Genomic DNA, 24,817 nt, shown 5'->3' with positions numbered 1-24,817 from the left:
CACCGCTGCCGCTCGCAGACGATCGCCCGCGAGGCGCCGTGAAGACTAGGGCGTCCCCGACGCTCCACCGCCTCCCCCACGGTGATCAAGGAAGTTGCAACTTCCTTGATCACCGTGGGAGAGGGGGGTCGGGGGAGGAGGGCCGGGGCGGGGTGGAGGCGGGGTGGAGGCGGGGTGGAGGCGGGGTGGAGGCGGGGTCGGGGAGGATGGGGGGGTGAGCGCAACCCTCGTCGCCAAGGACCTCAGCGCGGCGCACGGGACGCGCAGCCTCTTCTCCGGCCTGGACCTCGTGATCGCCCCCGGCGACGTCGTCGGCCTGGTCGGCGCCAACGGGGCGGGCAAGTCCACGCTGCTGCGGCTGCTGGCGGGGCTGGACCGCCCCGAGTCCGGCGCGGTCTCCCTGTCGCCGCCCACCGCGACCGTCGGCTACCTGCCGCAGGAGCCGGAGCGCCGCCCCGGCGAGAGCGTCGCCGCGTTCCTGGGCCGGCGCACGGGCGTGGCGGCGGCGCAGGAGGCGATGGACGCCGCCGCGCAGGAGCTGGCCGAGGGCGCGCCCGGCGCCGACGACCGCTACGCGGACGCGCTGGACCGCTGGCTGGCCCTGGGCGGCGCCGACCTCGACGAGCGCCGCGAGGAGGTGCTGGCCGACCTGGGCCTGGCCGTGGACGCGCAGGTGGCGATGACGGCCCTGTCGGGCGGGCAGGCGGCGCGCGCCGGCCTGGCGGCGCTGCTGCTCTCGCGCTACGACGTCTTCCTGCTGGACGAGCCCACGAACGACCTGGACCTGGACGGGCTGGCGCGCCTGGAGCGGTTCGTGACGCAGCTGCGCTCCCCGGCCGTCGTCGTCAGCCACGACCGCGAGTTCCTGACCCGGACCGTGGACCGGGTGGTGGAGCTGGACCTGGCGCAGCAGCTGGTGCGGGTCGTCGGCGGCGGGTACGAGGCGTTCCTGGCGGAGCGTGAGGTGCAGCGCCGGCACGCCCGCGAGGAGTACGCGGAGTACGCGGACACGCGCTCGGGGCTGGAGGCGCGCGCCCGGATGCAGCGCAACTGGATGGCCAAGGGGGCGCGCAACGCGGTGCGCAAGGGCGACCCGGACAAGAACATCCGGGCGAAGATGCGCGAGGGCAGCGAGAAGCAGGCCGCGAAGGCCCGTCAGACGGAGCGGAGGATCGAGCGGCTGGAGGTCGTGGAGGAGCCCCGCAAGGAGTGGGAGCTGCGCATGTCGATCGCGGCGGCGCCGCGCTCCGGTTCGGTGGTGGCGACGCTGCGCGGGGCGGTGGTGCGGCGGGGCGCGTTCACCCTGGGCCCGGTGGACCTGCAGGTGGACGCGGGCGACCGCGTCGCCGTGACCGGCCCGAACGGCGCGGGCAAGACGACCCTGCTGCACCTGCTGCTGGGACGCCTGGGCCCCGACGCCGGGGCGGCCTCGCTCGGCTCGGGCGTCGAGGTGGGCGAGGTGGACCAGGCGCGCGGGCTGTTCCTGGGCGGGGAGCCGCTGGTGCGGGCGTTCGCCGACGCGGTGCCCGAGCAGCCGGACGCGGAGGTGCGCACGCTGCTGGCGAAGTTCGGCCTGGGAGCCGCGCACGTGGGCCGCCCCGCGTCCAGCCTGTCGCCGGGTGAGCGCACCCGGGCGGCGCTGGCGCTGCTGCAGGCGCGCGGGGTGAACCTGCTGGTGCTGGACGAGCCGACGAACCACCTGGACCTGCCGGCGATCGAGCAGCTGGAGCAGGCGCTGGAGGGCTACCCGGGCACGTTGCTGCTGGTCAGCCACGACCGCCGCCTGCTGGAGGCGGTGCGGGTGACGCGCCGGGTGGTCGTGGAGGACGGCACCGTCCGGGAGCTGTGAGCACCCCCGCACGCACCGCCACGTTACGACTTCGTTGCGGCTGGGCAAGCGCTGCGGGTAGCGGTTGACGCCGCAGCCCGGAAGCGCTTCCCTGCGCCAATGCCATCAGCGACCCTCCACGCCCTCGGGGCCTCCACCGCGGTGGAACCCGACAGCGGCGTGCTCGCCAGCATCGAGTCGAGCGTCGACAGCGTCTTCTCCGACATCGCGACCGCGCTGAGCGACGTGATCTTCTACTCGGTGAGCATCGGCGGGGCGACCTTCCCCCTCATCGTCGGCTGGCTCGTTCTCGCCGGCCTGATCTTCACCGTCTACTTCGGCTTCATCCAGGTCCGGGGGCTGAAGCTCGCGATCGAGACCATCCGCGGGCGGTTCAGCAGGGACGCCGACCCCGGCGAGGTCACCCACTTCCAGGCCCTGACCAGCGCCGTCTCGGGCACGGTCGGCCTGGGCAACATCGCCGGCGTGGCCGTCGCGGTCACCGTCGGCGGGCCGGGCGCCACCTTCTGGATGATCGTCGCCGGCCTGCTCGGCATGTGCACGAAGTTCGTCGAGTGCACCCTGGGCGTGAAGTACCGCGAGATCCACGAGGACGGCAGCGTCACCGGCGGGCCGTTCCGCTACCTGAAGGTGGCGTTCGCCAAGCTGAAGGTGACCTGGGTCGGGACCATCCTCACCGGGGTCTTCGCCGTCGCGATCTTCTTCTTCGGCGTGGCCGGCGGCAACATGTTCCAGGCCAACCAGACGTTCGCGCAGTTCCGCAACATCACCGGCGGCGAGGACGGCTTCCTGGGCGGCGACGGCGCCGCCTTCGTCTTCGGCCTGGTGCTCGCCGTGCTCGTCGGCCTGGTCATCCTCGGCGGCATCAGCTCCATCGGCCGGGTCACGGCCAAGCTGGTGCCCGCCATGGCGATCGTCTACGTGCTCGCCTGCCTCATCGTCATCCTCGGCAACGTCGGCCAGGTCCCCGAGGCGATCGGCGCGATCCTGACCAACGCCTTCAACCCCGAGGGCGTCGCGGGCGGCGTGCTCGGCGCCCTCATCGTCGGCTTCCAGCGCGCGGCCTTCTCCAACGAGGCCGGCATCGGTTCCGCTCCCATCGCCCACTCCGCGGTCAAGACCCACCGGCCCGTCTCCGAGGGCTTCGTGGCCCTGCTGGAGCCGTTCATCGACACCGTGGTCATCTGCACCATGACGGCGCTGACGATCATCATCGCGAGCCCCGCCAGCTGGCTGGACGCCCGCGACGAGGTCGCCGAGACCGGCTCCACCGGCGCCGACGGCGTGGTCCTGACCTCCGACGCCTTCGAGAGCGTCATCTCCTGGTTCCCGATCGTGCTGGCGATCGCCGTGGCGCTCTTCGCGTTCTCCACCCTCATCACCTGGAGCTACTACTCCGAGAAGGCCTGGGCGCACTTCTTCGGCCGCTCCAGCGCCAGCCTGCTCACCTTCAAGGTCATCTACTGCGCCTTCACCGTCATCGGCACCGTGATGACCTTCAGCTCCGTGCTGACCCTGGCGGACGCGATGCTCTTCCTCTGCGCCCTGGTCAACATCATCGGCCTGTACATCCTGGCGCCGGTCGTCAAGGACGAGATGCGCCGCTACCTCGCCGACCGCCACAGCGGCAAGCTGGCCCGCGAGGGCGAGGACGTCACCACCGCCTGACCCCTCCCCCTCCCCGACGGCCCCCGGCGCACCGCGCCGGGGGCCGTCGCGCGCGGTGGGGACGACGGGGGCCGCGGTGCGCGATGATCGGGGTGTCGACCGGGCGACGGCGCACCTCGACACCCCCACCCGCACCGCTCTGCAGGAAGAAGCACCACCGTGCCCCTCGCCCTCCTGGCCCTGGCCGTCGGCGCCTTCGGGATCGGGACCACCGAGTTCGTCTCCATGGGCCTGCTGCCGCAGGTCGCCGAGGCGTTCGGCGTGTCCATCCCGCTCGCCGGCTGGATCATCACCGCCTACGCGATCGGCGTCGTCGTCGGCGCCCCCACCCTGACGGCCCTGACCCACGCGCGCCCGCGCCGGCAGGTCCTCATCGGCCTCATGGTCCTGTTCACCGCCGGGCACGCCGCCACGGCGCTCGCCCCCACCTTCGCGACACTCGTGGGCGCCCGCTTCTTCACCGGCCTGGCGCACGGCGCGTTCTTCGGCGCCTCCGCCGTCGTGGCCCGCGCCCTGGCCCCCGCCGGGAGGGAGGGGCGGGCGATGTCGCTGGTGTTCGCCGGCCTGACCGTGGCGAACGTCGTCGGCGTGCCGCTGGGCACCTGGCTGGGCCAGCAGGCCGGCTGGCGCGTCACGTACGGGCTGGTCGGTGTCATCGGCGTGGGCACCGTCGCCGCCATCGCCGCGCTCGTGCCGGACGTGCGGGTGGGCACCGGCTCGCTGCGCACCGAGCTGGGCGCGTTCCGGCGCGGGCAGGTGTGGCTGACGCTGCTCATCACGGTCATCGGCTTCGGCGGGCTGTTCACCGTCCTCAGCTACGTCTCGCCGCTGCTGACGGAGGTCTCCGGGCTGTCGGAGTCGTCGGTGTCGTGGGTGCTGGTGCTCTTCGGCCTGGGCGCCACGGCGGGCAACCTGCTGGGCGGGCGCCTGTCCGACTGGTCCGTGCAGAACACCCTGGTGATGGGGATGGCGGGCCTGGTGGTGGTGTACGCGGCGCTGTTCGCGCTGGCCTCCTCCCCGCTCGCCGCGGCCGCCGGGGTGTTCGCGTTCGCGTTCGTCGCGTTCTCGATGTCCGCGGCGATCCAGACGCGCGGGATCGTCGCCGCCGGCGGCGGGGCCAGCATGGCCTCGGCCGCCATGCAGGCGGCGTTCAACACCGGCAACGCGATGGGCGCCTTCCTCGGCGGGGCGGTCATCGACGCCGGCTTCGGCTACGCCTCCCCCGCCCTGGTGGCCGTCGGGCTGTCGCTGGTGGGCCTGGTCGTGCTGGCGCTCGCCACGCGCGCCGACACCACGGGCCGCGCCCCGCTGGACCCGGCGGTCGCCGCGGTGCCGGTGCAGCGGCGGCGCCCGGTGCGCACCGCCACGCCCACGCCCACGCCCACGCCCACGGAGGAGCAGACCGGTGCCTGAGTCGGCGGGGGTCGCGGTGGTGCCCGCCGAGCGCGGCGACGCACGCCTGGAGGCGCTGCTGACCGAGGCGGTGGACGAGCTGCTGCGCCGCTACCCCTCGGGCAGCCGGGAGGAGTACCACCTGGCGCCGGACGCGCGGTTCCTGCTGGGGCTGCTGGACGGCGAGCCCGCCGGGTGCATCGCGCAGGCGGACGCCGACCCGGCGGAGTTCCCCGGCGGCGTGGACATGAAGCGGGTGTTCGTGCGCGCGGGCGCCCGCGGCCGCGGGGTCGCGAAGCGGCTCGTGGGGGCGTTCGAGGACCTGGCCCGCGAGCGCGGGGCGCGGCGGGTGCGGCTGGAGACCGGCACGGCGCAGCCGGAGGCGATCGCCCTCTACACGGCGCTGGGGTACGAGCGGATCGCGCCGTTCGGGCAGTGGGCGGACAGCCCGCTGTGCCTGTGCTTCGGCAAGGAGCTGTGATCCACCTGAAGTTTCGGTCAACCGAAACCGTGTGTACGTTCGCGCCGTGACCACGGACGCGCGCCCGGCCGAGCAGGAGAACACCCGCACCTCCCGCGCGGGGCTGCTGCGCCTGCTCGGCCCGGCGTTCGTCGCCTCCATCGCCTACGTCGATCCCGGCAACGTCGCCGCGAACCTCACCGCCGGCGCCCGCTACGGCTACCTGCTGCTGTGGGTGCTCGTGGCCGCCAACGCCATGGCGGTGCTCGTGCAGTACCTGTCCGCCAAGCTCAGCGTCGTCACCGGGCGCACCCTGCCGGAGCTGCTGCGCGAGCGCCTGGGCCGGCCCGCCCGCCTGGCCTACTGGGGGCAGGCGGAACTGGTGGCGGTGGCCACCGACCTCGCCGAGGTCATCGGCGGCGCCGTCGCCCTGAACCTGCTCTTCGGCACCCCCCTGTTCACCGGCGGCCTCATCACCGGCGCCGCGTCCCTGGTGCTGCTCGCCCTGCACAACCGGGCGGGGGTGCGCTGGTTCGAGGCGGCGGTCGTGGCGCTGCTGCTGGTGGTCGTCGCCGGGTTCGTCTCGGGGGTGGTGCTCGCCCCGCCGGACCCGGGCGAGGCCGCCGCCGGGCTGGTGCCGCGGTTCGCCGGCGCCGACACCGTCCTGCTGGCCGCGAGCATGCTGGGCGCGACCGTCATGCCGCACGCGATCTACCTGCACTCGGCGATGGCGCGCGACCACCACGGCGAGGTGGCGCCCGGCCGGCGGCGGCGCGTGCTCGCCGCCACCCGCGTGGACGTGCTCAGCGCGCTGGTGCTGGCGGGCGTGGTGAACATCTCCATGCTGCTGCTGGCCGCGTCCGCGCTGCGGGGCGTGCCGGGCACCGACACCCTGGAGGGCGCGCACGCCGCGGTCCTCGACGGCCTGGGCGCGGGGGCGGCGCTGCTGTTCGCGATCGGGCTGCTCGCGTCCGGGCTGGCGTCGACGTCGGTGGGCGCCTACGCCGGCTCGGTGATCATGCAGGGGTTGCTGCGGATCGACGTGCCGCTGCTGGTGCGCCGGTGCGTCACGCTCGTACCGGCCCTGGTGTGCCTGGCGGCGGGGGTGGACCCGACGCGCGCGCTGGTGGTGAGCCAGGTGGTGCTGAGCTTCGGCATCCCGTTCGCGCTGGTGCCGCTGGTGCGGCTGACCGGTTCGCGCGAGCTGATGGGCGAGCACGTCAACCGGGCCGGCACGCGCGCGGTGGCGATCGCCGCCGTGGCCCTCGTCGTCGCCCTGAACGCCGCCCTGCTGTACCTGACCTTCACCGCCTGACCCCTCCCCGCCCCTCCCTCCCCCACGGTGATCAAGGAAGTGGCAACTTCCTTGATCACGACGATCATGCATGTTGCACCTTCCTTGATCACCGCGGGGGCGGGGGGGTTCGGGGGTCAGGGGAGGTGGCGGCGGGCGAAGTCGAGCTCGACGCGCATCTGGCGCACCCGCTCGTCGTCCAGCAGGGAACCGTGCCCGGCGTCGTAGCGGTACGTCTCGTGCGCGACGCCGCGCGCCTCCAGCCGCGCCAGGTAGTTCTCGATCTGCCGGATCGGGCAGCGCGGGTCGTTCTGCCCGGCCAGCACCAGCACCGGGGCGCGCACCCCGTCCACGTACGTGATCGGCGAGGAGTCCGCGTACTTCTCGGGCACCTGCTGCGGGGAGCCGCCGAACAGGGAGCGGTCGAACGCCTTCAGCCCCTCCATCTCGTCCTCGTAGGCGGCGACGTAGTCCGCCACCGGCACCGCGGCCAGGCCCACCGCCCACCGCTGCGGTTGCGTGCCCAGGCCCAGCAGCGTCAGGTACCCGCCCCAGGAGGCGCCCGCCAGGACCAGCCGGTCCGGGTCGGCGACGCCCGCGGCGACGAGGTGGTCGGCGACGGCGGCGACGTCGGCGAGCTCGGTGTGCCCGACCCGCTCCTCCAGGGCGTCGCGCCACGCGGAGCCGTACCCGGTGGAGCCGCGGTAGTTCACCTGCACGACGGCGTACCCCTCGTCCACCCAGGCGGCCGGGTAGGCGCGGAACGCGTCGGTGTCGTGGGCGGTGGGGCCGCCGTGGACCTCCACCACCAGCGGCAGCGGGCCGGTGGCGCCGGGCGGGCGGCGCAGCAGCGCGTGCACGCGCCCGCCGGGGCCGTCGACGTCCACGTCCTCCACCGGCACCGACTCGGGCGCGGTCTCGCCCGGCGCGCGCAGCAGCACGTCCCCGGCGAGGGTGCGCACGGCGGTGGGGGTGGCCGCGGAGGACCAGGTGAACCACACGTCCCCGTCGGGGCGGGCGGTGGCGGAGCCGACGCTGCCCTCCCGCGGCCCGACCGCCTCCACCTGCCCAGTGCCCAGGTCCACGCGGTGCATCAGGGTGCGGGCGCGGTGGTCCACGAGCACGAGCAGGCCGCGCCCGTCGCGGGTCCACTCCGCGCCGGCGACCTCCCCGGGCACGCCGAGCACGACGGGGGTCTCCTCCCCCGTGGCGACGTCGAGGACGAGGAGCTCGGCGCGGCCGGCGCGCTCGTGCTCCACGAGCAGGCGCGCGTCGCCCGGCACGGGGCTGAACGCGATCGGGGACACGCCCTTGCCGGGGCCGTCGGACAGCTCCCGCACCGCGGTGCCGTCGGCCAGGCGCAGCACCCGCAGGTCGGGGTGGCGGGAGTCGCCGTGCTCGGAGTGCGAGAGCGCGACGAGCTCCTCGTCCGGGGAGAGGTCGGCCACCCAGGCGTCCTCGCGGTGCGCGTACAGCAGGCGCGCGGCGCCACCCGGGCCGTCGACGACGTGCACCCGGGTGCCGTGCTCGTCGTCGCTGCCGCCGACGACGGCGACGCCGCTGCGCCCGATCGCCAGCCCCGCCGGGTAGGCGGCCGGGACGCCGAGGGGGTCCTCGACGCCCTCGCCGGGGCCGGAGCCGAACGGCTGGCGCCGCCACACCCCGAACTCGTCGCCGGCGGTGTCGTCGAACCACCACACGAACTCCCCCGCCGGGTCGACGGTGGCGGTGGAGGTCCCCTCGGGCCGGTCGGTGGCGCGGTGCAGCTCACCGGTGGCGGCGTCGAAGGAGTGCACCTCCAGCACCCCGTGCACGGTGGCCTCCACGACGCAGCGGTCCGGGGCGTCCTCGGCCCACTCGGGCAGCCCGACCCGCCCGGCGCGGAAGCGCCGCTCCCAGACGGGGACCTCGGGGGCGGGGTTCTGCTGCGGTTCGCTCACCCGGCCGATCGTGCCACGGCGCCCGCGCGGGCGGCTCAGCCCGCCGTCGCGGGTGCCGGGAGGAGGCGGCGCAGCACGTCGGCGAGGGTGACCACGCCCTGCACGGCGCCGTCGCGGGTTCCGTCGTCGGTGACGACGGCGAGGTGGTTGCGGGTCTCGCGCATCGCGGTGAGCGCCGCGTGCACGGTGGTGCCCGCGGCGAGTGTGAACACCGGCCGGGCGAACGGGGCGACGGGGGTCTCGTCCGGTTCGGTGAGGGTGTCGCGCACGTGCACCACCCCGGTGACCCGGTCGGGGGCGCCGACGAGGACGCGCAGGTGCCCGGTGCGCCGGGTCACCTCGCGCACCCGCCCCGCGTCCGCGGTGGGCGGCACCACGGCCAGCGGCGCACCGGGCCGCAGCAGTTCGCGCACCGTCAGCCGCTGGAGCTCCAGCGCACCCGACAACTGCGCGGAGAACCGCGCGTCGAGGGCACCGACGTCCGCGGAGTGCTCCAGCAGGTGCCGCAGCGCGTCGGGGCTGTGCCCGGCGGCGACCTCGTCGGCCGGTTCGGCGCCGGCCCGGCGCACCAGCGCGTTCGCGGCGGCGTTCAGCGCCTTCAGCACCGGGCGGAAGACCCACATGAAGGCGCGCATGGGGATCGCCAGGAGCAGCGCCGAGCGCTCCGGGTGGGCGATGGCCCAGGACTTCGGGGCCATCTCGCCGACGACGAGGTGGACGAAGGTGACGACGAACAGGGCGAGGACGAAACCCAGGACGTCGGCGGCGACCAGGGGCAGGCCCGCGGCCTCGAACAGCGGGGTCAGCCAGTGGTGCACCGCCGGCTTGCTGACGGCGCCCAGGGCGAGGGTGCAGGCGGTGATGCCCAGCTGGGAACCGGCCAGCAGCACCGTCAGCTCGGAGGAGCTGCGCAGCGCGGCGCGCCCGGAGGCGGTGCCGGCGGCGTCCTGCAGGCGGTGCCGCTTGGCGGCCAGCAGGGCGAACTCGACCGCCACGAAGAACGCGCTCAGCGCGACGATCGCGACGGTGACGGGGACGACGACCAGCGGGTCGTCACTCATCGGGGGTTCTCCTGCTCGGTGGCGGGTCCGGTGGTTCCAGCGGGCTCGGCAGCCTCGGCGGCGCCGGGCAGTTCCAGGCGCACCCGGGAGGGCACGTGCCGCTCGACGGCGAGGACGCGCACGTGCAGCCGGCGGGGCTCCGCGTCCTCGTCGAGGGCGAGGTCGGCCGGGTCCGCGGGCAGGTCGACGGTCAGCGCGGTACCCGGCCGGGGCAGGCCGCCGTGGGCGGCGATGACGAGGCCGGCGACGGTCTCGTAGTCGCCGCGCGGCAGGTCCACGCCGAGGGAGCGCTCGACCTCGTCGACGTGCACCTCACCGGCCATCTCCCACACGCCGTCGCCCTCCACGGGCACGTACCCGGAACCCGCCTCGTCGTGCTCGTCGGTGATCTCCCCGACGAGCTCCTCGGCGAGGTCCTCGACGGTGACGACACCGGCGAAACCGCCGTGCTCGTCGACGACGCAGGCCAGCTGGTTCCTCGTCCGCGTCAGCTCGCGCAGCACGTCCGGCAGGGCCGTCAGGGTGGACACGACCAGCGGCGGGCGCGCGATCGCGGTGACCGGGGCGGTGTCGGGTTCGGTGGTGGTGAGCAGGTCGGCCAGGTGCACGACGCCGACGACGTCGCCGGTCCCGGCGGCCAGCACCGGGTAGCGGGAGTGGCCGACCGCCATCAGCGCCCGCAGCAGCCCGAGGTCGTCGGTGTCGGTGACGGTGTCGACGCGCGCGCGGGGGATCATCGCGTGCTCGACGTCGCGCCGGGGGAAGTCGAGGATGCGGTCGAGCATCACGGCCAGGTCGTCCGGCAGGTCCCCGCTGACGCGGGACTCCTCGACGATGTGCTCGAGGTCGCGGGCGGTCGCGGCGTGCTCGACGTCGTGCACCGGTTCGATGCGCAGCGCGCGCAGCAGCAGGTTGGACGCCTGGTCGAACACCCGGATCAGCCAGCCGAGCACCTTGAGGTAGACGAGCGTGGAGCGGGCCAGCCACGTGGCGACCGGCTGGGGCCGGGCGATGGCGTAGTTCTTCGGGAACAGCTCGCCGAAGAGCATCTGCACGAGCGTGGAGAACACCAGCGCCAGGACGGCGCCGGTCCCGACGCTGACGGCGGTCGGGATCCCGACGCCGCCGAGCAGGGCGCCGAGCGAGTCGCCGATGAGGGGTTCGGCGACGTACCCGACGAGCAGGCCGGTGACGGTGATGCCGAGCTGCGCGCCGGACAGCATGAACGAGGTGCGCTTCGTGACGGCGAGGGCGCGGCGCGCGCCGGCGTCACCGGCGGCGGCCCGGGCGTTCAGCTCGGAGCGGTCCACCGACATGTAGGCGAACTCCTGCGCCACGAAGTACGCGGTGGCCGCGGTGATCGCGCAGACCACGAGGACGCCCAGGAGGAGGGTGAGCACGTCCGTCACCGGGTGCGCACCCCCTCGGCGGTGCGGGGGCGCGCGGGTCGCGCGGTGACGGTGCTGGTACTCGGGGGGTCGTCGGAACTGTCGTCGCGCACGGCGGCGGCGGTCCTCTCCTGTTCTCGGGGACGGGGTGTCCCCCGGCTCAACGGGCCGGTGCTGGGCCGAGTTCCCGCGGCAGCGTGAACCGGGTGGTGACCCGGCGGGCGAACGCGACGTGGTCGGGGGCGCGGTGCGCGAGGTCGCCGAACCCGGCGGCGGCGACCAGGCCGTCGTCCAGCTCGAGCAGTTCCGCGCTGCGCAGCGGCCACGGCTCGTGCTCGTTGGCGATCCACCGGGTGCGCCCGCGGCGGGCGACGTGCAGGCCGTAGCGGGCGCTGACGAACGTGGCGACGTCGTCGGGTCCGTCGAGCGGCCCTCCCTCCCGCACGGCGATGCGGCTGGTCGCGCCGGAGCGGGTGCGGCACGTCCACAGCAGCTCCCGGGCGCCGTCGCGCACCCGCACGGCGTGGCGCATCAGCGACCACCGGTACGGCAGGGCGAACACCGCGCGGGCGCCGAGGACGACGGCGAGGCGGGAGGCGTCGAGGCTGGCGAAGACGACGCCGCGCCGGCCGGCGTCGTCGACGGAGTAGAACCGCACGTTGGTCTCCAGGAACGTGCCCAGGTGCGGCACCGCGGGAAGGGTGCCCGCACCGGCCCCGCGCAGCGTGAACGGCAGCAGGCCCACGTGGGTGCGCCCGTCGAGGACGTCGGGGCGGGTGCCGGGCGGCAGGTGGGGGGCGACGAGGGCGGGGTCGACGGCCCAGTGCAGGAAGGCGATGTCGTCCCAGTGCTGGTGCATCACCACCGGCCCGTCCAGCGGCGGCGCGGTCGTCGACGGCAGGCGCTCGATCACCCCTCCAGGGTGGCGCCGGGCGCCGGTCCCGGCACGGGCGCCCCCTTCGGTGACTGCGTGTCGACGGTGCGTCACCGAGCTCTAGAGTGCGCTGAGGGCTGCGAGGAGGGGGCACGTGGTGGACGACGACGGCGCCCTGCGCCTGCCCGCGGAGACCGGCAGCGCCGCCCGCGCCCGCCACCACGTGCGCCGCACCCTCGGCGGGCAGGTGGACGACGACGTCGTCGCCGACGCGGAGGTCTGCGCCAGCGAGCTCGTCACCAACGCCGTCCTGCACGCCGGCGGCCCGCTGCTCCTCACCGTCCGGCACCTGGGCCCGGTGGTGCGCCTGGCGCTGGCCGACCCCTCCCCCGTGCTGCCGCAGTGGGTGCCGCGCAGCCTGACCGCCACGACCGGCCGCGGCCTGCCCCTGCTCACCGCCCTCAGCGTCGCCCGCGGCGCCGACACCCGCGGTGAGGACGAGGGCGGGGGCAAGACCGTCTGGTGCGAGCTGAGCACCACCCCGGCGGACGCGGACGAGGGCGCGGACGACGACAGCGCCCTGGCGGCGGAGTGGGCCTCCGTCCTGGCCGACCTCGGCGAGGAGCCGCCCGCGCCGGTGGCGCCGGGCGACGAGCCGCCCGTGCGGCTGCTGCGCTACCCGCTGCGCCGCGGGGTGCGGCTGCGCGAGCACCGGGAGGCGGTGCTGCGCGAGCTGCGGCTGATGGGCCTGGCGCACGCCTTCCCCGACCCGGGGACGGCGGGGCTGGCGGGCGAGGTCACCGGGATGCTGGACGCCGAGTACGGCGGGCACCTCAACGCCGCCGAGACCCGCAAGGTCGCGGCGCTGGCCGCCGGGCTGGAGCACGTGGACCTGGAGTACGCGCGCCACCCCGGGCACCTGGAGCTGGTGCGGCGCTGGCGCTCCCGCATGGCCGAGGTGGACCGCCTGGGCCGCGCCGCGGAACTGCTCACCACGGGTGAGCCGCCGGACGTGGCGGAGCTGGCCGCGTGGATCGTCGAGGAGTTCGAGCGGCAGCTGAGCGGCGGCGAACCGCGCCCGTGGAGCGGTCCGCTCGACTGACCGTCCGCCGCCCGTTCGGGGCCCCGCGACGGGGCGGTCCTCGGGCACCCGCGCGGCCCGCCCCGCACCCGGTCCGGGCTCCTCGCGCCCCTCCCCGGAACGTCACGACAGGACTACCCTGCGCAGGGACAACGGCGTCCCGCTCGAGGAGTGTCGTCATGCCCCGCGCCACCGCGACCACCACCGCAGCCACCCTGCTCGCCGGCGCGCTCGCCCTGGCGCCCAGCGCAGCCGCCGCACCCCCGCGCGCCGTCACCGTGCCCTGCGGGGCGGTCCTCACCACCAGCGTGCGCCTGGCCGCCGACGTGGTCTGCCCCGAGGGGGACGGCGTCGTCCTGGCCGCCGACGGGATCGAGCTGAACCTCAACGGCCACGCCCTCACCGGCCCCGGGACCGGCGCGGGGACGGTGGGCGTGCGGGTGCTGGCGCGGGACGTCGTGGTGCGCAACGGCACCGTGGCCGGCTGGTCCGTCGGCGTGCTCGCCGGGACCGACCCGTACGACGACGTGGACGACGAGCCGGAGGACGGCGAGCAGCCCGTCCGCGCGGTCGTCCGGCAGGGCCGGCTGGAGGGCAACGGCGTCGGCGCCGCCGCGCGGCTGGGCGGCGTCCTGGTCGTGCTGGACACCTGGTTCACCGGCAACCGGCTCGCCGGGTCCGCCAGCACCGGCGGCGACCTGTTCGTGGGCGGCTCCACCGCCGACCGCAACGAGAGCGGCTTCCGCTCCGCCGAGGTGGACGGCGACGGGCTGGTGCTGCGCGACACCACCGTGCGCCGCAGCCGGGGCGCCGGCGTGAGCTGCGACCAGGGCGGCCAGGCGTCCCTGAAACGCACCACCCTGCAGCGCAACGGGACCGGCGTGGACGCCTTCCAGTGCAGCGTGCGGATCGCGGACTCCGCGTTCACCTGGAACGGACGGCACGTCACGGCCTCCCTGGTCGAGTGGGACGTCGTCGCGTTCCGGTGCACGACCTTCACCGCGGACGGCGGCCCGCTCGGCGTCCCGCTGCGGCCGTGCCACCGGCCTCCCGGCGGTGACACCTCCCCCGGGACCCGCGTCACGGGGACGTTCGACGCCCTGTAGGCGTCCTGACCCCGGTGTCCGGGCCCACCGCGGCGGGCACCGGACACCTTCCTGGAGAGTCACTCAAGGGCTACTGTGCGTAGGGCAACGGCGTCCGGCCCGAGGAGGCCCCATGTACCGCCGCACCACCCTGACCACGGCCTGCGCCGCGCTCGTCACCGGGCTGCTGGCCGCGCCCGCGGTGGCTGCACCGCCGCGGGCCACCACCGTCGAGTGCGGTGCCGTCCTCACCAGCAGCGTTCGCCTGGCCGCCGACGTCGTCTGCCCCGACGGGGACGGTGTCGTCCTGGCCGCCGACGGGATCGAGCTGAACCTCAACGGCCACGCCCTCGTCGGCCCCGGGGACTCCTCGGGGGTGGGGGTGCTGGTGCGCGCGGAGGACGTCACGATCCGCAACGGGACGATCAGCGGCTGGTCGAGCGGCGTGCGCGCCGGCACCGACCCCACCGACCCCTTCGGAGGGGACTCGGAGGGGCCCGTCAGCGCGGTGGTGCGCCAGGCGCGCGTGGAGGGCAACGGCTTCGGCGTGGAGGTGCGCCAGGACGGCGACGTGCGGGTGCGCGACACCTGGCTCGTCGACAACGGGACCGGCGGCTACGTCGTCAGCTACGGCAGGCTCCTCGTCGAGGACTCCACCGCGTCCGGCAACGGCACCGGTTTCTTCTCCTTCGAGGTGGACCGGGACGGGTTGGTGCTGCGCGGCACGACCGTGCGCGACGGCGGCGCCGGGGTCGTCTGCAGCACCGACGGCAACGCCGTCCTGGAGCGCACCACGCTGCGGCGCAACGAGGTCGGGCTCGCAGCCTTCCTCTGCAGCGCGGAGGTGAGCGGTTCCGCGTTCGTGTGGAGCGGTGAGCACGTCCGGGCGTACCTGGTGGACTGGGACACCGTCGAGGTCACCTGCACCACGTTCACGCACGACGGCGGCCCGCTCGACTTCCCCGTCGAACCGTGCGCCACCGGGGGCGCCGGGGTCTCGGGCACCCTGGGGCCCTGGTGGGTCCCGCTCTCCGAGTGAGCGCGGCCGCGGTGATCCGGTACCCGCCGTCCCGGCCGCCCGCCGCCCCCTGCGCGGGGGTCCCGGGCAGCGCCGCGGGGGCGTAGTGCGCGCCGAGGCCCCCGGCCCGGGGGACGACCTGCTGGAGTTCGCCCGCCACCACCACCTGGTGCCGCCGGGCGCCGACGCGGGGGTGGTGCTGCACGACGCCGCGGGCGAGGTGGTCTCGGCCGACGCGGCGGCCCAGCGGATCCTGGGCCTGGACCTGCGTCAGCTGCGCGAGCGCGGCCCGGCCGACCCGCGGTGGGCGTGCGTGGACGAGGACGGCCGCCCCGTCCAGCCGCGGGAGCTGCCGGCGCTGCGGGGCCTCGCCTCCGGCGAGCCGGTGCGGGTGGTCCTGGGGCAGCACCGGCCCACGCCGGACGGGCTGGGCGAACGCGCCTGGCTGGACGTGCGCTGCGAGCCGTTGTTCGGCCCCGACGGCGGGGCGCCGCACTCGCTGATCTCCACGGTGCAGGAGGTGCGGGGCGAGCGGGCCGTCCGCCTGCGGCTGGCCGACGCCACCCGGCTGTACCGGACCCTGGCCGAACGGGCGGCGGACGTCGTCACGCTGCTGGACCCCGAGGCGGTGGTCAGCTGGACCTCCCCCTCGACGCGCGCGGTGCTGGGCCGGCACCCCCAGGACCTCGTGGGCACCTGCCTGCTGGACCTGCTGCACCCGGACGACCGGCCCCGCGCCGAGCAGGACCTGGTCGACCTGCTGCGGGAGGGCTCCTCCGCCCGGACGCTGCGCCGCTTCACCCACGCGCACGGTCACCCGGTCCACCTGGACACCTCCGCCACCGTCGTCCCCGACGAGCAGGGGCGCCCGGCGCAGCTGGTGGCGATCCTGCGCGACGTGTCCGCGCAGGTGCTCGCGGAGGAGGAGCGGGACCGGGCGGTGCACCGCTTCGAGGTGGCGATGCGCTCGGCGGGCATCGGCATGGCGATCGCGGACGCCAGCGGGCGGTGGCTGGAGGTGAACCGGGCGATGGCGGACCTGCTGGGCCGCAGCGTCGAGGAGGTGCTGGCCGTGGACTTCCGGGCGGTGACCGCCGAGGCGGACCGGGCGGCGGACGAACTGGCGTACCGGCGCGCGCTGAGCGGTGAGATCGACCGCGACGACGCGGAGAAGCGCTACCGGCGCCCCGACGGCACGCTCGTGTGGGCGAAGCGCACCATGGTGCTGGTGCGCGACGCGCAGGGCCGTCCGGAGCACTTCCTCGTCCAGGTGCAGGACATCACCGACCAGAAGCGGGCGCGCGAGCAGCTCGCCACGCTGGCGGTGACGGACAACCTGACGGGGCTGCCGAACCGGTTGCTGCTCACCGACCGCCTCACCCACGCCCTGGCGCGCGCCCGGCGCGAGGGCACCAGCGTGGGGGTGCTGTTCTGCGACCTGGACCTGTTCAAGCAGGTCAACGACACCCTGGGGCACGACGCCGGCGACGAGCTGCTGCGGCAGGTCGCGGACCGCCTGCGGCACACGGTGCGCGGTGAGGACACGGCGGTGCGCCTGGGCGGGGACGAGTTCGTCGTGGTGTGCGAGGACGTCACCGGCGCCGAGCAGGTGCACCGGTTCGCCGACCGCGTCCGCGCGGTGCTGCAGGAGCCGTACCTCATCGAGGACCACGAGCTGCAGATCTCCGTCAGCATCGGCCTGGCCGTGGGCAGCGGGCCCAGCGCGGAGGTGCTGCTGCAGCGGGCGGACGCCGCGATGTACCGGGCGAAGCACTCGGGACGCCCCGGCGAGGAGGTCACCGACGACGAGGGCGCGGTGCGGGACCACGTCGCCCTGGAGCGGGAGCTGCGGCACGCCCTGGAGACGGACGAGCTGCTGCTGCACTACCAGCCGGTGGTCTCGCTGACGTCGGGCGTCCTGCACAAGCGGGAGGCGCTGCTGCGCTGGACGCACCCGCAGCACGGGTTGCTGCTGCCGGACGTGTTCCTGCCCCTGGCCGAGCGCGGCCGCCTCGTCACGGCGCTGGGCACGTGGGTGCTGCACCGCGCCTGCCGGGACGCGGTGCGGTGGCCGGAGGACGTCACCGTGGCCGTGAACGTCTCCGCGCGGCAGATGGCGCGCGCCGACTTCCCCGACGAGGTGGGTCGGGCGCTGGACGGGTCGGGGTTGCCCGCCGACCGCCTCTGCCTGGAGATCACGGAGTCGTCGGTGCTGCAGGCGTCGGAGACGACCCTGGCCTCGGCGCGCCGGCTGATGGACCTGGGGGTGGCGCTGTCCCTGGACGACTTCGGCACCGGGCAGTCGAGCATCTCCTCCCTGCACAAGCTGACCCTGCAGGGGCTGAAGATCGACCGGTCCTTCATCGCGGACCTGCCGGCCTGCCCGCGGGTGGAGGCGCTGGTGGACGGGCTGATCCAGCTGGGGCGGGGCATGGGGCTGGAGGTGGTGGCCGAGGGCGTGGAGACGTCGGAGCAGGCGGCGTGGCTGACCGCGCACGGCTGCCCGCTGGGTCAGGGGTTCCTCTTCGGGCGGCCCGCGACCACCCCGGGCTGAGCGGGGCCCCGTCCGTTCGGGCGGCGTCGCGCTCCCGCCCGGTCGGTTTCCGCCCAGTGAACAGTTGCCATGACGGAAAGCACCCGCTATGGTTTCCGTCATGGAAAGCACTGGAGGTACCCCCAGCCCCGCCGAGGCCCGCGAGGCGCTGGCCGGCATCGAGGACGCGCAGCGGGCGGTGCGGGACACGCCCTGGCCCACGTGGATCTACCCCGTGAACGCCCTCCTGCTGGGCGCCATGGCGCTCACGTTCCTGGTCGAGGAGGACCGCACGACCCTCTTCCTCGCCACCGCCTTCACGATCGTCGGGGTGAACATGACGGCCGGGTACCGGATGGGAGCCCCGTGGACCGTCCCCACGAGCCGCGGGTTCCTCGCGGCCGTCGCCGCCGCGGGCGCGTGCGTCCTCGCCGCCCTGTTCGTCTCGGACGCCACCGAGCGGGCGTGGCCGGTCGTCGCCCTCGCGGCCGCCGCCACCACCTGCTACCTCGTCGCCGGCGTGGTGCACCGCCGCTCCACCGGGCGCCCGCAGTGAGCGCGGAACTGGACCCCGTCATCCACCCCGCGCACCGCCTGCGCATCTGCGCGATGCTCGTCGCCGGCACCACCCTGGAGCTGTCGGTGGTCAAGGACCACCTCGACCTCAGCCCCTCCGCCCTCAGCAAGCAGGTCGCCGCCCTCGTCGACGCCGGGTACGTGAAGCAGGAACGCCTCGGCAGCGACTCCCGCCGCGTGTGGTTGTCGATGACCCGCCAGGGGGCGAAGGCGTACCGGAACCACGTCGCCGCGCTGCAGGAGATCGTCGCCGCGACGGCGGCGGACCCGGTGGACGCGCACGGCTGACGCCGCACCGGGCCGGTGCTCAGCTCGTCACGCCAGCGACCGCTCCGCCACGAGGGGCCTGATCCCCGCCCTGCCCAGCGGACGACAGAAGCCCACCTGACAGCGGGGTGAGGTGGCGGGCCCGCAGGCGCAGGGGGACCGTGGGCGGGTGAGCTCCCCGACGCCTCCCGACGTCCCGTCCTCCCCGTCCCCGGTCCGCAGCGGCACGGTCGACTCCTACGACGTGGTGGTCGTCGGCGGTGGCCCGGCCGGGGTCTCGGCCGCGGTCCGCGCCGCCGAGCTCGGCGCCCGGACGGCCCTGCTGGAGGGGTCCCGCACCGGGGGGACCTGCGTGAACACCGGTTGCGTGCCCACGCGGGTGCTGGCCAAGACGGCCCGGCTCGTCCGCGAGGTGCGCACGGCCGCGGAGTACGGCATCGCGGTGCCGCAGCAGAGCGTGGACTGGCCCGCGACGGTCGCCCGCGTGCGCGCCACGGTCGAGCGGGTGCAGGCCGCGAAGGGCGACGTTCAGCGGCTGGCTGACCTGGGCGTGGACCTGGTCCTCGAGGGGTTCGCCCGCTTCGTCGACCCGCACACGCTCGAACTCGCCGGCACCGGGCGGCGGGTGCGCGGCGAGAGCGTCGTGCTGTGCGTCGGCGGGCGCTCCCGGCGGCTGCCGCTGCCCGGGGCGGAACTCGCGACGTACCCCGAGACCGTGCTGGACCTGCCCGCCCTGCCCCGGCGCCTCGCCGTCGTGGGCGCGGGCAACACCGGCTCGCAGCTGGTGACCGTCTTCCGCGCCCTGGGCAGCGAGGTGCAGCTGCTGGACCTCGCCCCGCGGATCCTGCCGACGGCCGACGCCGACGTCTCGCGCGCCGTGCACCGGGCGTTCGAGGAGCAGGGCGTCCGGGTGGCGACGGGCATCGACACGGTGCACTCCCTGTCCCGGCGCGCCGACGGGGCGATCGACCTGGCGTGGTCGCAGGGTGGTACGCGGTGCGAGGAGGCGTTCGACGCGGTCGTGATGAGCGTCGGCTGGCCCGCGGCGCTGGACGGGTTGGGGTTGGAGGCCGCCGGGATCGAGGTCCACCGCTCCGCCGTCGCGGTCGACGAGCACCTGCGCACGTCCGCTCCCCACGTGTTCGCCGCGGGCGACGCCAACGGGCGGTCGATGCTCGTGCAGGCCGCCCACGCCGAGGCGGAGGCCGCCGCCACCAACGCCGTCCTGGGCGCGACCCGCCGCACCCCCCACCTGCTGCTGCCGTCGGGGGGTTTCACGGACCCGGACTACGCGGGCGTGGGGCTCACCGAGGACGAGGCGCGGGCGCGGGACCCGCAGTGCCTCGTGGCGACCGTGCCGTTCGCGGAGATGGAGCGCGCCGTCATCGACGACCGCACGCGAGGTTTCCTCAAGCTGATCGCCGACCGGCGTCGCGACGTCCTGCTGGGCGCCCACGCCGTGGGAGAGGAAGCCGTCGAGATCGTGCAGGCCGTCACGACGGCGATGGCCGCGGGCGTCGACGTCGCGACCCTGGCGAGCGTCGAGTTCGCCTACCCCACCTACAGCGCCGTCATCGGTGAGGCCGCCCGCCGGCTGATGCGGACGGCCGTCGCCTGACGCGCGGGCCGCGCAGTCGACCGCGGCCGGTGGGGCGAGGGTGGTGAGCAGCAGGGGGTGGCGAGGACGCCAGGGGCCCATCAGACGGCTGCGAGGATCCTGCAGACTGCGCACGGAGGGGACCGGCGGCAGCGCATTGCGGCGAATGTGATCCAGATCACTACCCCGTCGTGGCCGGGGTTGTCGATCCTGGCTGCCCACCGCGTCGTGGATGCAGCGGGCCCGGGAGGGGCCCCCGACGAGAGGAACGACGATGCCGCAGTACCTGCTCCTCATCCACGAGGAGGAGTCCACCTACGCCGCCATGGGCCCCGACGAGATGGCACAGGTCATGGCCGCCCACGAGGAGTTCACCGTCCGCAACGCCGCGGCGATCCTGGGCGGCGAGGCCCTGGAGTCCACCGCCACCGCGACGACCGTGCGCGGTGACGGCGACGGCGGGTACACCGTCACCGACGGCCCCTTCGCGGAGACGAAGGAGGCCCTGGGCGGGTACTACGTCGTCGAGGCCGCCGACCTCGACGAGGCCGTCTCCCTGGCGCGGCAGGTCCCGGTGGCCCCCGGCGCCGGCTGCGTGGAGGTCCGCCCCGTCATGACGTTCGGCTGAGCCGGCGGTGGGCACGGTGGTGAGCGGCGGGGTGACCGGCGGGGCCGCCGTGCCCGTGGCGGTCGCCGCCGCCGTCGCCGAGGCGCACCGCCGCGAGTGGGCCCGCGTGCTCGCCGCGGCGGTGCGCGTCACCCGCGACCTCGACCTCGCCGAGGAGTGCGTGCAGGACTCGTACACCGCCGCCCTCACCGCGTGGACGGCCACCGGGATCCCCACCCGCCCCGGCGCCTGGCTCACCACCGCCGCGACCCGCCGCGGCCTCGACCTGCAGCGCCGTGCCGCCACGGCCCGGCGGGCGCTGCCGATGCTGCTGCCCGAGCAGGTGGAGCCAGTGCCCGGACAGCGCGACGGCGAGGAGTTCCCCGACGACCGGCTCCGGCTGGTGTTCACCTGCTGCCACCCCGCGCTCGCCCCCGACACCCGGGTGGCGCTCACCCTGCGGCTGGTGTGCGGGCTGAGCACCGCGGAGGTGGCGCGGGCGTTCCTCGTGGCCGAGCCCACGATGGCCGCGCGCATCACCCGCGGCAAGAAGAAGATCGCCGCCGCGGGCATCCCGTACCGGGTCCCGTCGGCCGCGGAACTGCCCGAGCGGGTGGGTGCGGTCCTCACCGTCGTGCACCTGCTGTTCACCACCGGGCACGCCGCCCCCGCCGGCGACGACCTCGTGCGCCGCGACCTCGTCGAACGCGCCCTGGACCTCGCGCGGGTGCTGCGGGAACTGCTGCCCGGCGACCCCGGTGTGGCGGGGCTGCTCGCGCTGGTCCTGCTCACCGACGCCCGCCGCGAGACCCGCACCGGCGACGACGGCAGGCTGCTGCTGCTGTCCGAGCAGGACCGCTCCCGGTGGGACCGCTCCGCCGTCACCGAGGGCGTCGCGCTGGTCCGGGAGGCGTTGCGGCACAGGCCACCGGGACGGTTCGCACTGATGGCCGCCATCGCCGCCGTGCACGCCGAGTCGCCGTCGTGGGCGGACACCGACTGGCGCGAGGTCGTGGGCCTGTACGACCTGCTCGTGCGGGTGTGGCCCTCACCCGTGGTGGCGCTCAACCGGGCCGTTGCGGTGGGTTTCGCCGACGGCCCGGAGGCGGGGCTCGCGGCGCTGGAACCTCTCGCCGCCGAACCTCGGCTCGCCGGGTACGGCTACCTCGCCGCCGCCCGGGCCGACCTGCTGCGGCGCCTGGGCCGCACCCGTGAGGCCCGCGACGCCTACACCGAGGCGCTGCTGCTGACGGGGAACTCCGTAGAGCGGGAGTTCCTCACCGGCAGGCTGGCCGACCTCGGCGGCTGACGGGATCCCGCAGCCCAGGCAGGGCGGACGCGACGCGAGCTCGACGAGACCTTCCCGCAACTGCGGGACGGCGCCCACGCGCATCCACCCGTGGTCCACCCGCTGGAACACGTCGAGCAACGCCGGCCACGCCGCCTCCAGGGCTCCGCCGGCCGCCCCGGCCTACCCGCCGTTCCCGTGCTGCTTCGACGACGACCGCGTGCTCCGCGGTGGGCTCGAGGACGGTGGCGAGACGGACCGGCTGGTCACCGCCGACCTGCTCGATGCAGCGCACCGGGGCGAGCACGGGCTTCCGCAGCGGTGACGGCCATGCCCCCTCCCCCATGGCAGTCACCCCGGTCGGTCCCGCACACGACGAAGGCCCGACACCGCTTCTCGCGGTGCCGGGCCTCTCGTACTGGTCGGGGTGACAGGATTTGAACCTGCGGCCTCTTCGTCCCGAAGCTTTGTGGAGGTCCGCAACACTCCGCCATCCCCTTGCTCCCCGCTCCGGGAAGGGGCGTAGTCGTTCCAGCTTGTCTGGACCCGTTGTCACGCAGATTGACACTCACTGCCGCTACGACAAAGGCTTCGCCTGGGCTCCGACGTACTCCGCTGACATAGCGTGTCGGCTGCGTAGACGGACGGGTTTGCATGTCCCGCGCACCCTGCGCCCGCGCCGACCCACCCGCCATGGCGCCACTCGTATACCTTCGACAGGGGCTTCGAACACCTGTACGATCCCTAGTCAAGGTAGTGCCATCGGACGTGGCGCAGCTTCCTCAAACGAGACCTCATATGTGGTAGCGTTTGAGGAAGTCGATGATGGGAGCCTCCTCGTGAGCACAGCCAACGCCGAATTGAACCTGCCGCGCACGCGCGTGTTCTCCGGCGAGGACGCAGATCGCGAGCTTGCTAGCAGAGACTTGCGAGCCGGCCTCTTCCTGTCGGCCCTGCAAGAAGGAAACGACCGTCGCGCCGCATGCACGGCCATGCACCCAAAGACCTACCCCGGCCAGAAGATGTGGGCTGAAACCCTGGCAGCCCTTCGCGCTCTTTGCATCGGCGAATCCCGAGGCTGGGAGATCGGCAGCACTGGAAACTACGAGACTGTCTTCAGTCCCAAACAGCGGATTGCCATTGCTGTCGTAGGGAGCGACCCCTTTACTGGAGTAAAAGGGTTCCGCGACCCTTGCGTCACAAGAGCCCGTGGACCGAAGACAACCAAGCGAGTCATCCAGAACCGTCAGGGCCAGTTGCTGTTCGACTTGCCCAGCATCGCGGATACGGAGGACATCACTGACGAGAACTGCGACACTTGGTTTTTTCTTTCCAATGCTCGGGAGGGAAAGTTGTACTCAGAACTGTCCCTCCCGGTGGGCGGCGAGACCGCTCGCATCAATCAATGGGCTATGCGTATTCTCTTCACGCCCCTGACGCTTGATCATGCAGTGACCCCGGTAGCCCCCGACTTCCAGGAGTCTGAGGTTCCCGAAATCAAGGTGGGACGACGCGGTAACAGTGACTGACTTCAACCCAGACTCGCTCACTCTGGCACGCGAACGCCGCGGGATGACGAAAGAAGGATTGGCGAGTGCTTGCGGGGTTTCGCGTCGCGCTGTGACCGATTGGGAAGCGGGTCGCGTTGACAACCCCCCTCTCGAAAGAATTTCGCAGGTCCTTGACTTCCCGATCGACTTCTTTCTTGGCGAGGGATTGCCCGAGCTTTCCGAGCGGTCAGTTAGCTTTCGTGCACTTTCCAGCCTTGGAGCCCGCCAGACACGGCGCGTCTTGTCGAGCGCAAGACTGGCACAAACCTTTTCATCTTGGATGGACAGAGAATACGACACACCCCACCCTGACCTACCCGCCATCAGCGATCTTGTACCTCATTTCTCCGTAGATGACCCAGACCCAACCGCGTCGGCGACCGCACTTCGTCGTCTTTGGAATCTGAGTGATCGTCCAATTGCAGACATGCTGGCTCTAGTAGAGAGCCACGGAGCACGGGTCTTCTCTCTACAGCCAGGTGATCACGAGGTCGACGCCTTCTCTTTCTGGGGGGAAGGACGTCCGTATATCTTCCTGAATCCAGATAAGAGCGCGGAGCGGCTGCGCTTCGACTTGGCACATGAGCTTGGTCATCTGTGCATGCACCAAGATATAAGCACTGCCGGTCAGAAGATTTTCGAGGTGCAGGCCAATCAGTTCGCTAGCGACCTATTAATGCCCGCAACAGGAGTGCAGGCGAGTATTCGCGGTCAACTCTCCCTTGCGGATGTGATGACCCTCAAGAAACTATGGAAGGTTTCGGCTGCCGCAATGGTCAAGCGCCTGCATCAGCTGCGTTACATCTCCGACTGGCAGTACCGGTCATGGTTCATAGAACTGACCAAGCGTGGGTATCGAACCAGTGAGCCTCATGGGATTGCGCATGAGCAGTCGAGCCTATTGAAGCAGGTGCTGGCTATGGCAAGAGAGGATGGCTGGCGATTGAATAAGATCTGCAATGTTCTTCGACTTCCCGAGGATGAACTTACATACGCTCTTGCTGGACTGGTGGTTCTACCCATGCAAGGTGGCGGAGCACAGAGGCCGCGCCTAGAAGGGCACCTACGGGCCGTTTGAGATTCTGCGAAACTGCGGAAACCATCTTGACGGTGGGCATGCAGCGCAAATCCGTGTCGTTAGGCAACGGCTTTAGCTGCGTAGCCGATCCGCCAGTCTCGAAGCGGTGTGCAGATGCGCGGTGACCAACCCAGCGCTGCGTCGAACTACTCCGCGCATCTGTACAGCGCCGCCGGGGTCCAGGGGCGGGAGCCCCTGGTACCACTCACCA

The 24,817-nt window shown here is 73.7% G+C and carries 20 protein-coding genes and 1 tRNA gene; 16 read left to right on the top strand and 5 right to left on the bottom strand.

Annotated features, from left to right (window positions below):
- Positions 1-214: 214 nt before the first annotated feature.
- From V9U69_RS12955 to V9U69_RS12935, 5 genes are all read left to right on the top strand, one after another.
- Positions 215-1,849, top strand: a complete 1,635-nt coding sequence (locus tag V9U69_RS12955; RefSeq protein WP_337062233.1) for an ABC-F family ATP-binding cassette domain-containing protein — start codon at positions 215-217, stop codon at positions 1,847-1,849.
- A 99-nt stretch (positions 1,850-1,948) separates the two neighbouring features.
- The gene (locus V9U69_RS12950) at positions 1,949-3,517 is read left to right on the top strand and encodes an alanine/glycine:cation symporter family protein (protein ID WP_337062232.1); all 1,569 of its coding nucleotides are present in this window, start codon (positions 1,949-1,951) and stop codon (positions 3,515-3,517) included.
- A gap of 159 nt (positions 3,518-3,676) precedes the next feature.
- Positions 3,677-4,930 carry an MFS transporter gene (locus V9U69_RS12945; protein ID WP_337062231.1) on the top strand — a complete coding sequence of 418 codons (1,254 nt, stop codon included), beginning with the start codon at positions 3,677-3,679 and terminating at the stop codon, positions 4,928-4,930.
- Entirely contained in the window at positions 4,923-5,390 is a 468-nt protein-coding gene (locus V9U69_RS12940) for a GNAT family N-acetyltransferase (RefSeq protein ID WP_337062230.1), read from the top strand. The genes V9U69_RS12945 and V9U69_RS12940 overlap by 8 nt, the downstream gene beginning before the upstream one ends.
- 46 nt (positions 5,391-5,436) lie before the next feature.
- Positions 5,437-6,684, top strand: a complete 1,248-nt coding sequence (locus V9U69_RS12935) for an Nramp family divalent metal transporter (RefSeq protein WP_337062229.1) — start codon at positions 5,437-5,439, stop codon at positions 6,682-6,684.
- 116 nt (positions 6,685-6,800) lie between these two features.
- On the opposite strand, the gene V9U69_RS12930 is transcribed toward V9U69_RS12935, so the two are convergent.
- The 4 genes from V9U69_RS12930 to V9U69_RS12915 form a co-directional block, all read right to left on the bottom strand.
- Positions 6,801-8,603: a S9 family peptidase gene (locus tag V9U69_RS12930; RefSeq protein WP_337062228.1), complete on the bottom strand. Its 1,803-nt coding sequence runs from the start codon at positions 8,601-8,603 to the stop codon at positions 6,801-6,803.
- Between the two features lie 35 nt (positions 8,604-8,638).
- Complete coding sequence (locus V9U69_RS12925; RefSeq protein ID WP_337062227.1) at positions 8,639-9,664, bottom strand: hemolysin family protein; 1,026 nt, start codon at positions 9,662-9,664, stop codon at positions 8,639-8,641.
- Positions 9,661-11,073, bottom strand: coding sequence for a hemolysin family protein (locus tag V9U69_RS12920; RefSeq protein WP_337062226.1), 1,413 nt, complete (start codon positions 11,071-11,073; stop codon positions 9,661-9,663). Before V9U69_RS12920 ends, V9U69_RS12925 begins: the two co-directional genes overlap by 4 nt.
- A 139-nt stretch (positions 11,074-11,212) precedes the next feature.
- Positions 11,213-11,911 (bottom strand): YqjF family protein, encoded by a 699-nt coding sequence (locus V9U69_RS12915; RefSeq protein WP_442907762.1) that lies wholly within the window; start codon positions 11,909-11,911, stop codon positions 11,213-11,215.
- A gap of 169 nt (positions 11,912-12,080) precedes the next feature.
- Here V9U69_RS12915 and V9U69_RS12910 point away from each other — a divergent pair, with 169 nt between their 5' ends.
- The 9 genes from V9U69_RS12910 to V9U69_RS12870 all read left to right on the top strand — a co-directional run bounded on the left by V9U69_RS12910 (position 12,081) and on the right by V9U69_RS12870 (position 21,999).
- Complete coding sequence (locus tag V9U69_RS12910; protein WP_337062224.1) at positions 12,081-13,028, top strand: ATP-binding protein; 948 nt, start codon at positions 12,081-12,083, stop codon at positions 13,026-13,028.
- A gap of 158 nt (positions 13,029-13,186) precedes the next feature.
- Positions 13,187-14,113: a hypothetical protein gene (locus V9U69_RS12905; RefSeq protein ID WP_337062223.1), complete on the top strand. Its 927-nt coding sequence runs from the start codon at positions 13,187-13,189 to the stop codon at positions 14,111-14,113.
- Between the two features lie 112 nt (positions 14,114-14,225).
- Complete coding sequence (locus V9U69_RS12900; RefSeq protein WP_337062222.1) at positions 14,226-15,131, top strand: right-handed parallel beta-helix repeat-containing protein; 906 nt, start codon at positions 14,226-14,228, stop codon at positions 15,129-15,131.
- A gap of 85 nt (positions 15,132-15,216) precedes the next feature.
- On the top strand, positions 15,217-17,664 hold the full coding sequence (locus V9U69_RS12895) for a sensor domain-containing protein (protein WP_337062221.1): 2,448 nt from the start codon (positions 15,217-15,219) through the stop codon (positions 17,662-17,664).
- Positions 17,665-17,764: 100 nt separating this feature from the next.
- Positions 17,765-18,199 carry a hypothetical protein gene (locus tag V9U69_RS12890; RefSeq protein ID WP_337062220.1) on the top strand — a complete coding sequence of 145 codons (435 nt, stop codon included), beginning with the start codon at positions 17,765-17,767 and terminating at the stop codon, positions 18,197-18,199.
- Positions 18,196-18,507 (top strand): transcriptional regulator, encoded by a 312-nt coding sequence (locus V9U69_RS12885; protein ID WP_337062219.1) that lies wholly within the window; start codon positions 18,196-18,198, stop codon positions 18,505-18,507. Before V9U69_RS12890 ends, V9U69_RS12885 begins: the two co-directional genes overlap by 4 nt.
- Before the next feature lie 148 nt (positions 18,508-18,655).
- A complete protein-coding gene (locus V9U69_RS12880) occupies positions 18,656-20,104 on the top strand; it encodes a dihydrolipoyl dehydrogenase family protein (protein ID WP_337062218.1) in 1,449 nt (482 codons plus the stop codon).
- 253 nt (positions 20,105-20,357) lie between these two features.
- Complete coding sequence (locus tag V9U69_RS12875; protein ID WP_337062217.1) at positions 20,358-20,711, top strand: YciI family protein; 354 nt, start codon at positions 20,358-20,360, stop codon at positions 20,709-20,711.
- 19 nt (positions 20,712-20,730) lie between these two features.
- The gene (locus tag V9U69_RS12870; RefSeq protein WP_337062216.1) at positions 20,731-21,999 is read left to right on the top strand and encodes an RNA polymerase sigma factor; all 1,269 of its coding nucleotides are present in this window, start codon (positions 20,731-20,733) and stop codon (positions 21,997-21,999) included.
- A gap of 398 nt (positions 22,000-22,397) precedes the next feature.
- Here V9U69_RS12870 and V9U69_RS12865 read toward each other — a convergent pair.
- Positions 22,398-22,468 (bottom strand) — tRNA-Leu (locus V9U69_RS12865).
- 349 nt (positions 22,469-22,817) lie between these two features.
- Between V9U69_RS12865 and V9U69_RS12860 the strand changes: the two genes are divergently transcribed.
- Both V9U69_RS12860 and V9U69_RS12855 read left to right on the top strand, forming a co-directional pair.
- On the top strand, positions 22,818-23,507 hold the full coding sequence (locus V9U69_RS12860) for a hypothetical protein (protein ID WP_337062215.1): 690 nt from the start codon (positions 22,818-22,820) through the stop codon (positions 23,505-23,507).
- Positions 23,500-24,606: an XRE family transcriptional regulator gene (locus tag V9U69_RS12855; RefSeq protein WP_337062214.1), complete on the top strand. Its 1,107-nt coding sequence runs from the start codon at positions 23,500-23,502 to the stop codon at positions 24,604-24,606. Before V9U69_RS12860 ends, V9U69_RS12855 begins: the two co-directional genes overlap by 8 nt.
- Positions 24,607-24,817: the final 211 nt, after the last annotated feature.

The organism is Kineococcus sp. G2, assembly GCF_037154035.1.
Taxonomy (GTDB): Bacteria; Actinomycetota; Actinomycetes; order Actinomycetales; family Kineococcaceae; genus Kineococcus.
The sequence above is the reverse complement of the archived record's forward strand: the minus strand, read 5'-3'. Positions and strand labels throughout refer to the sequence as shown.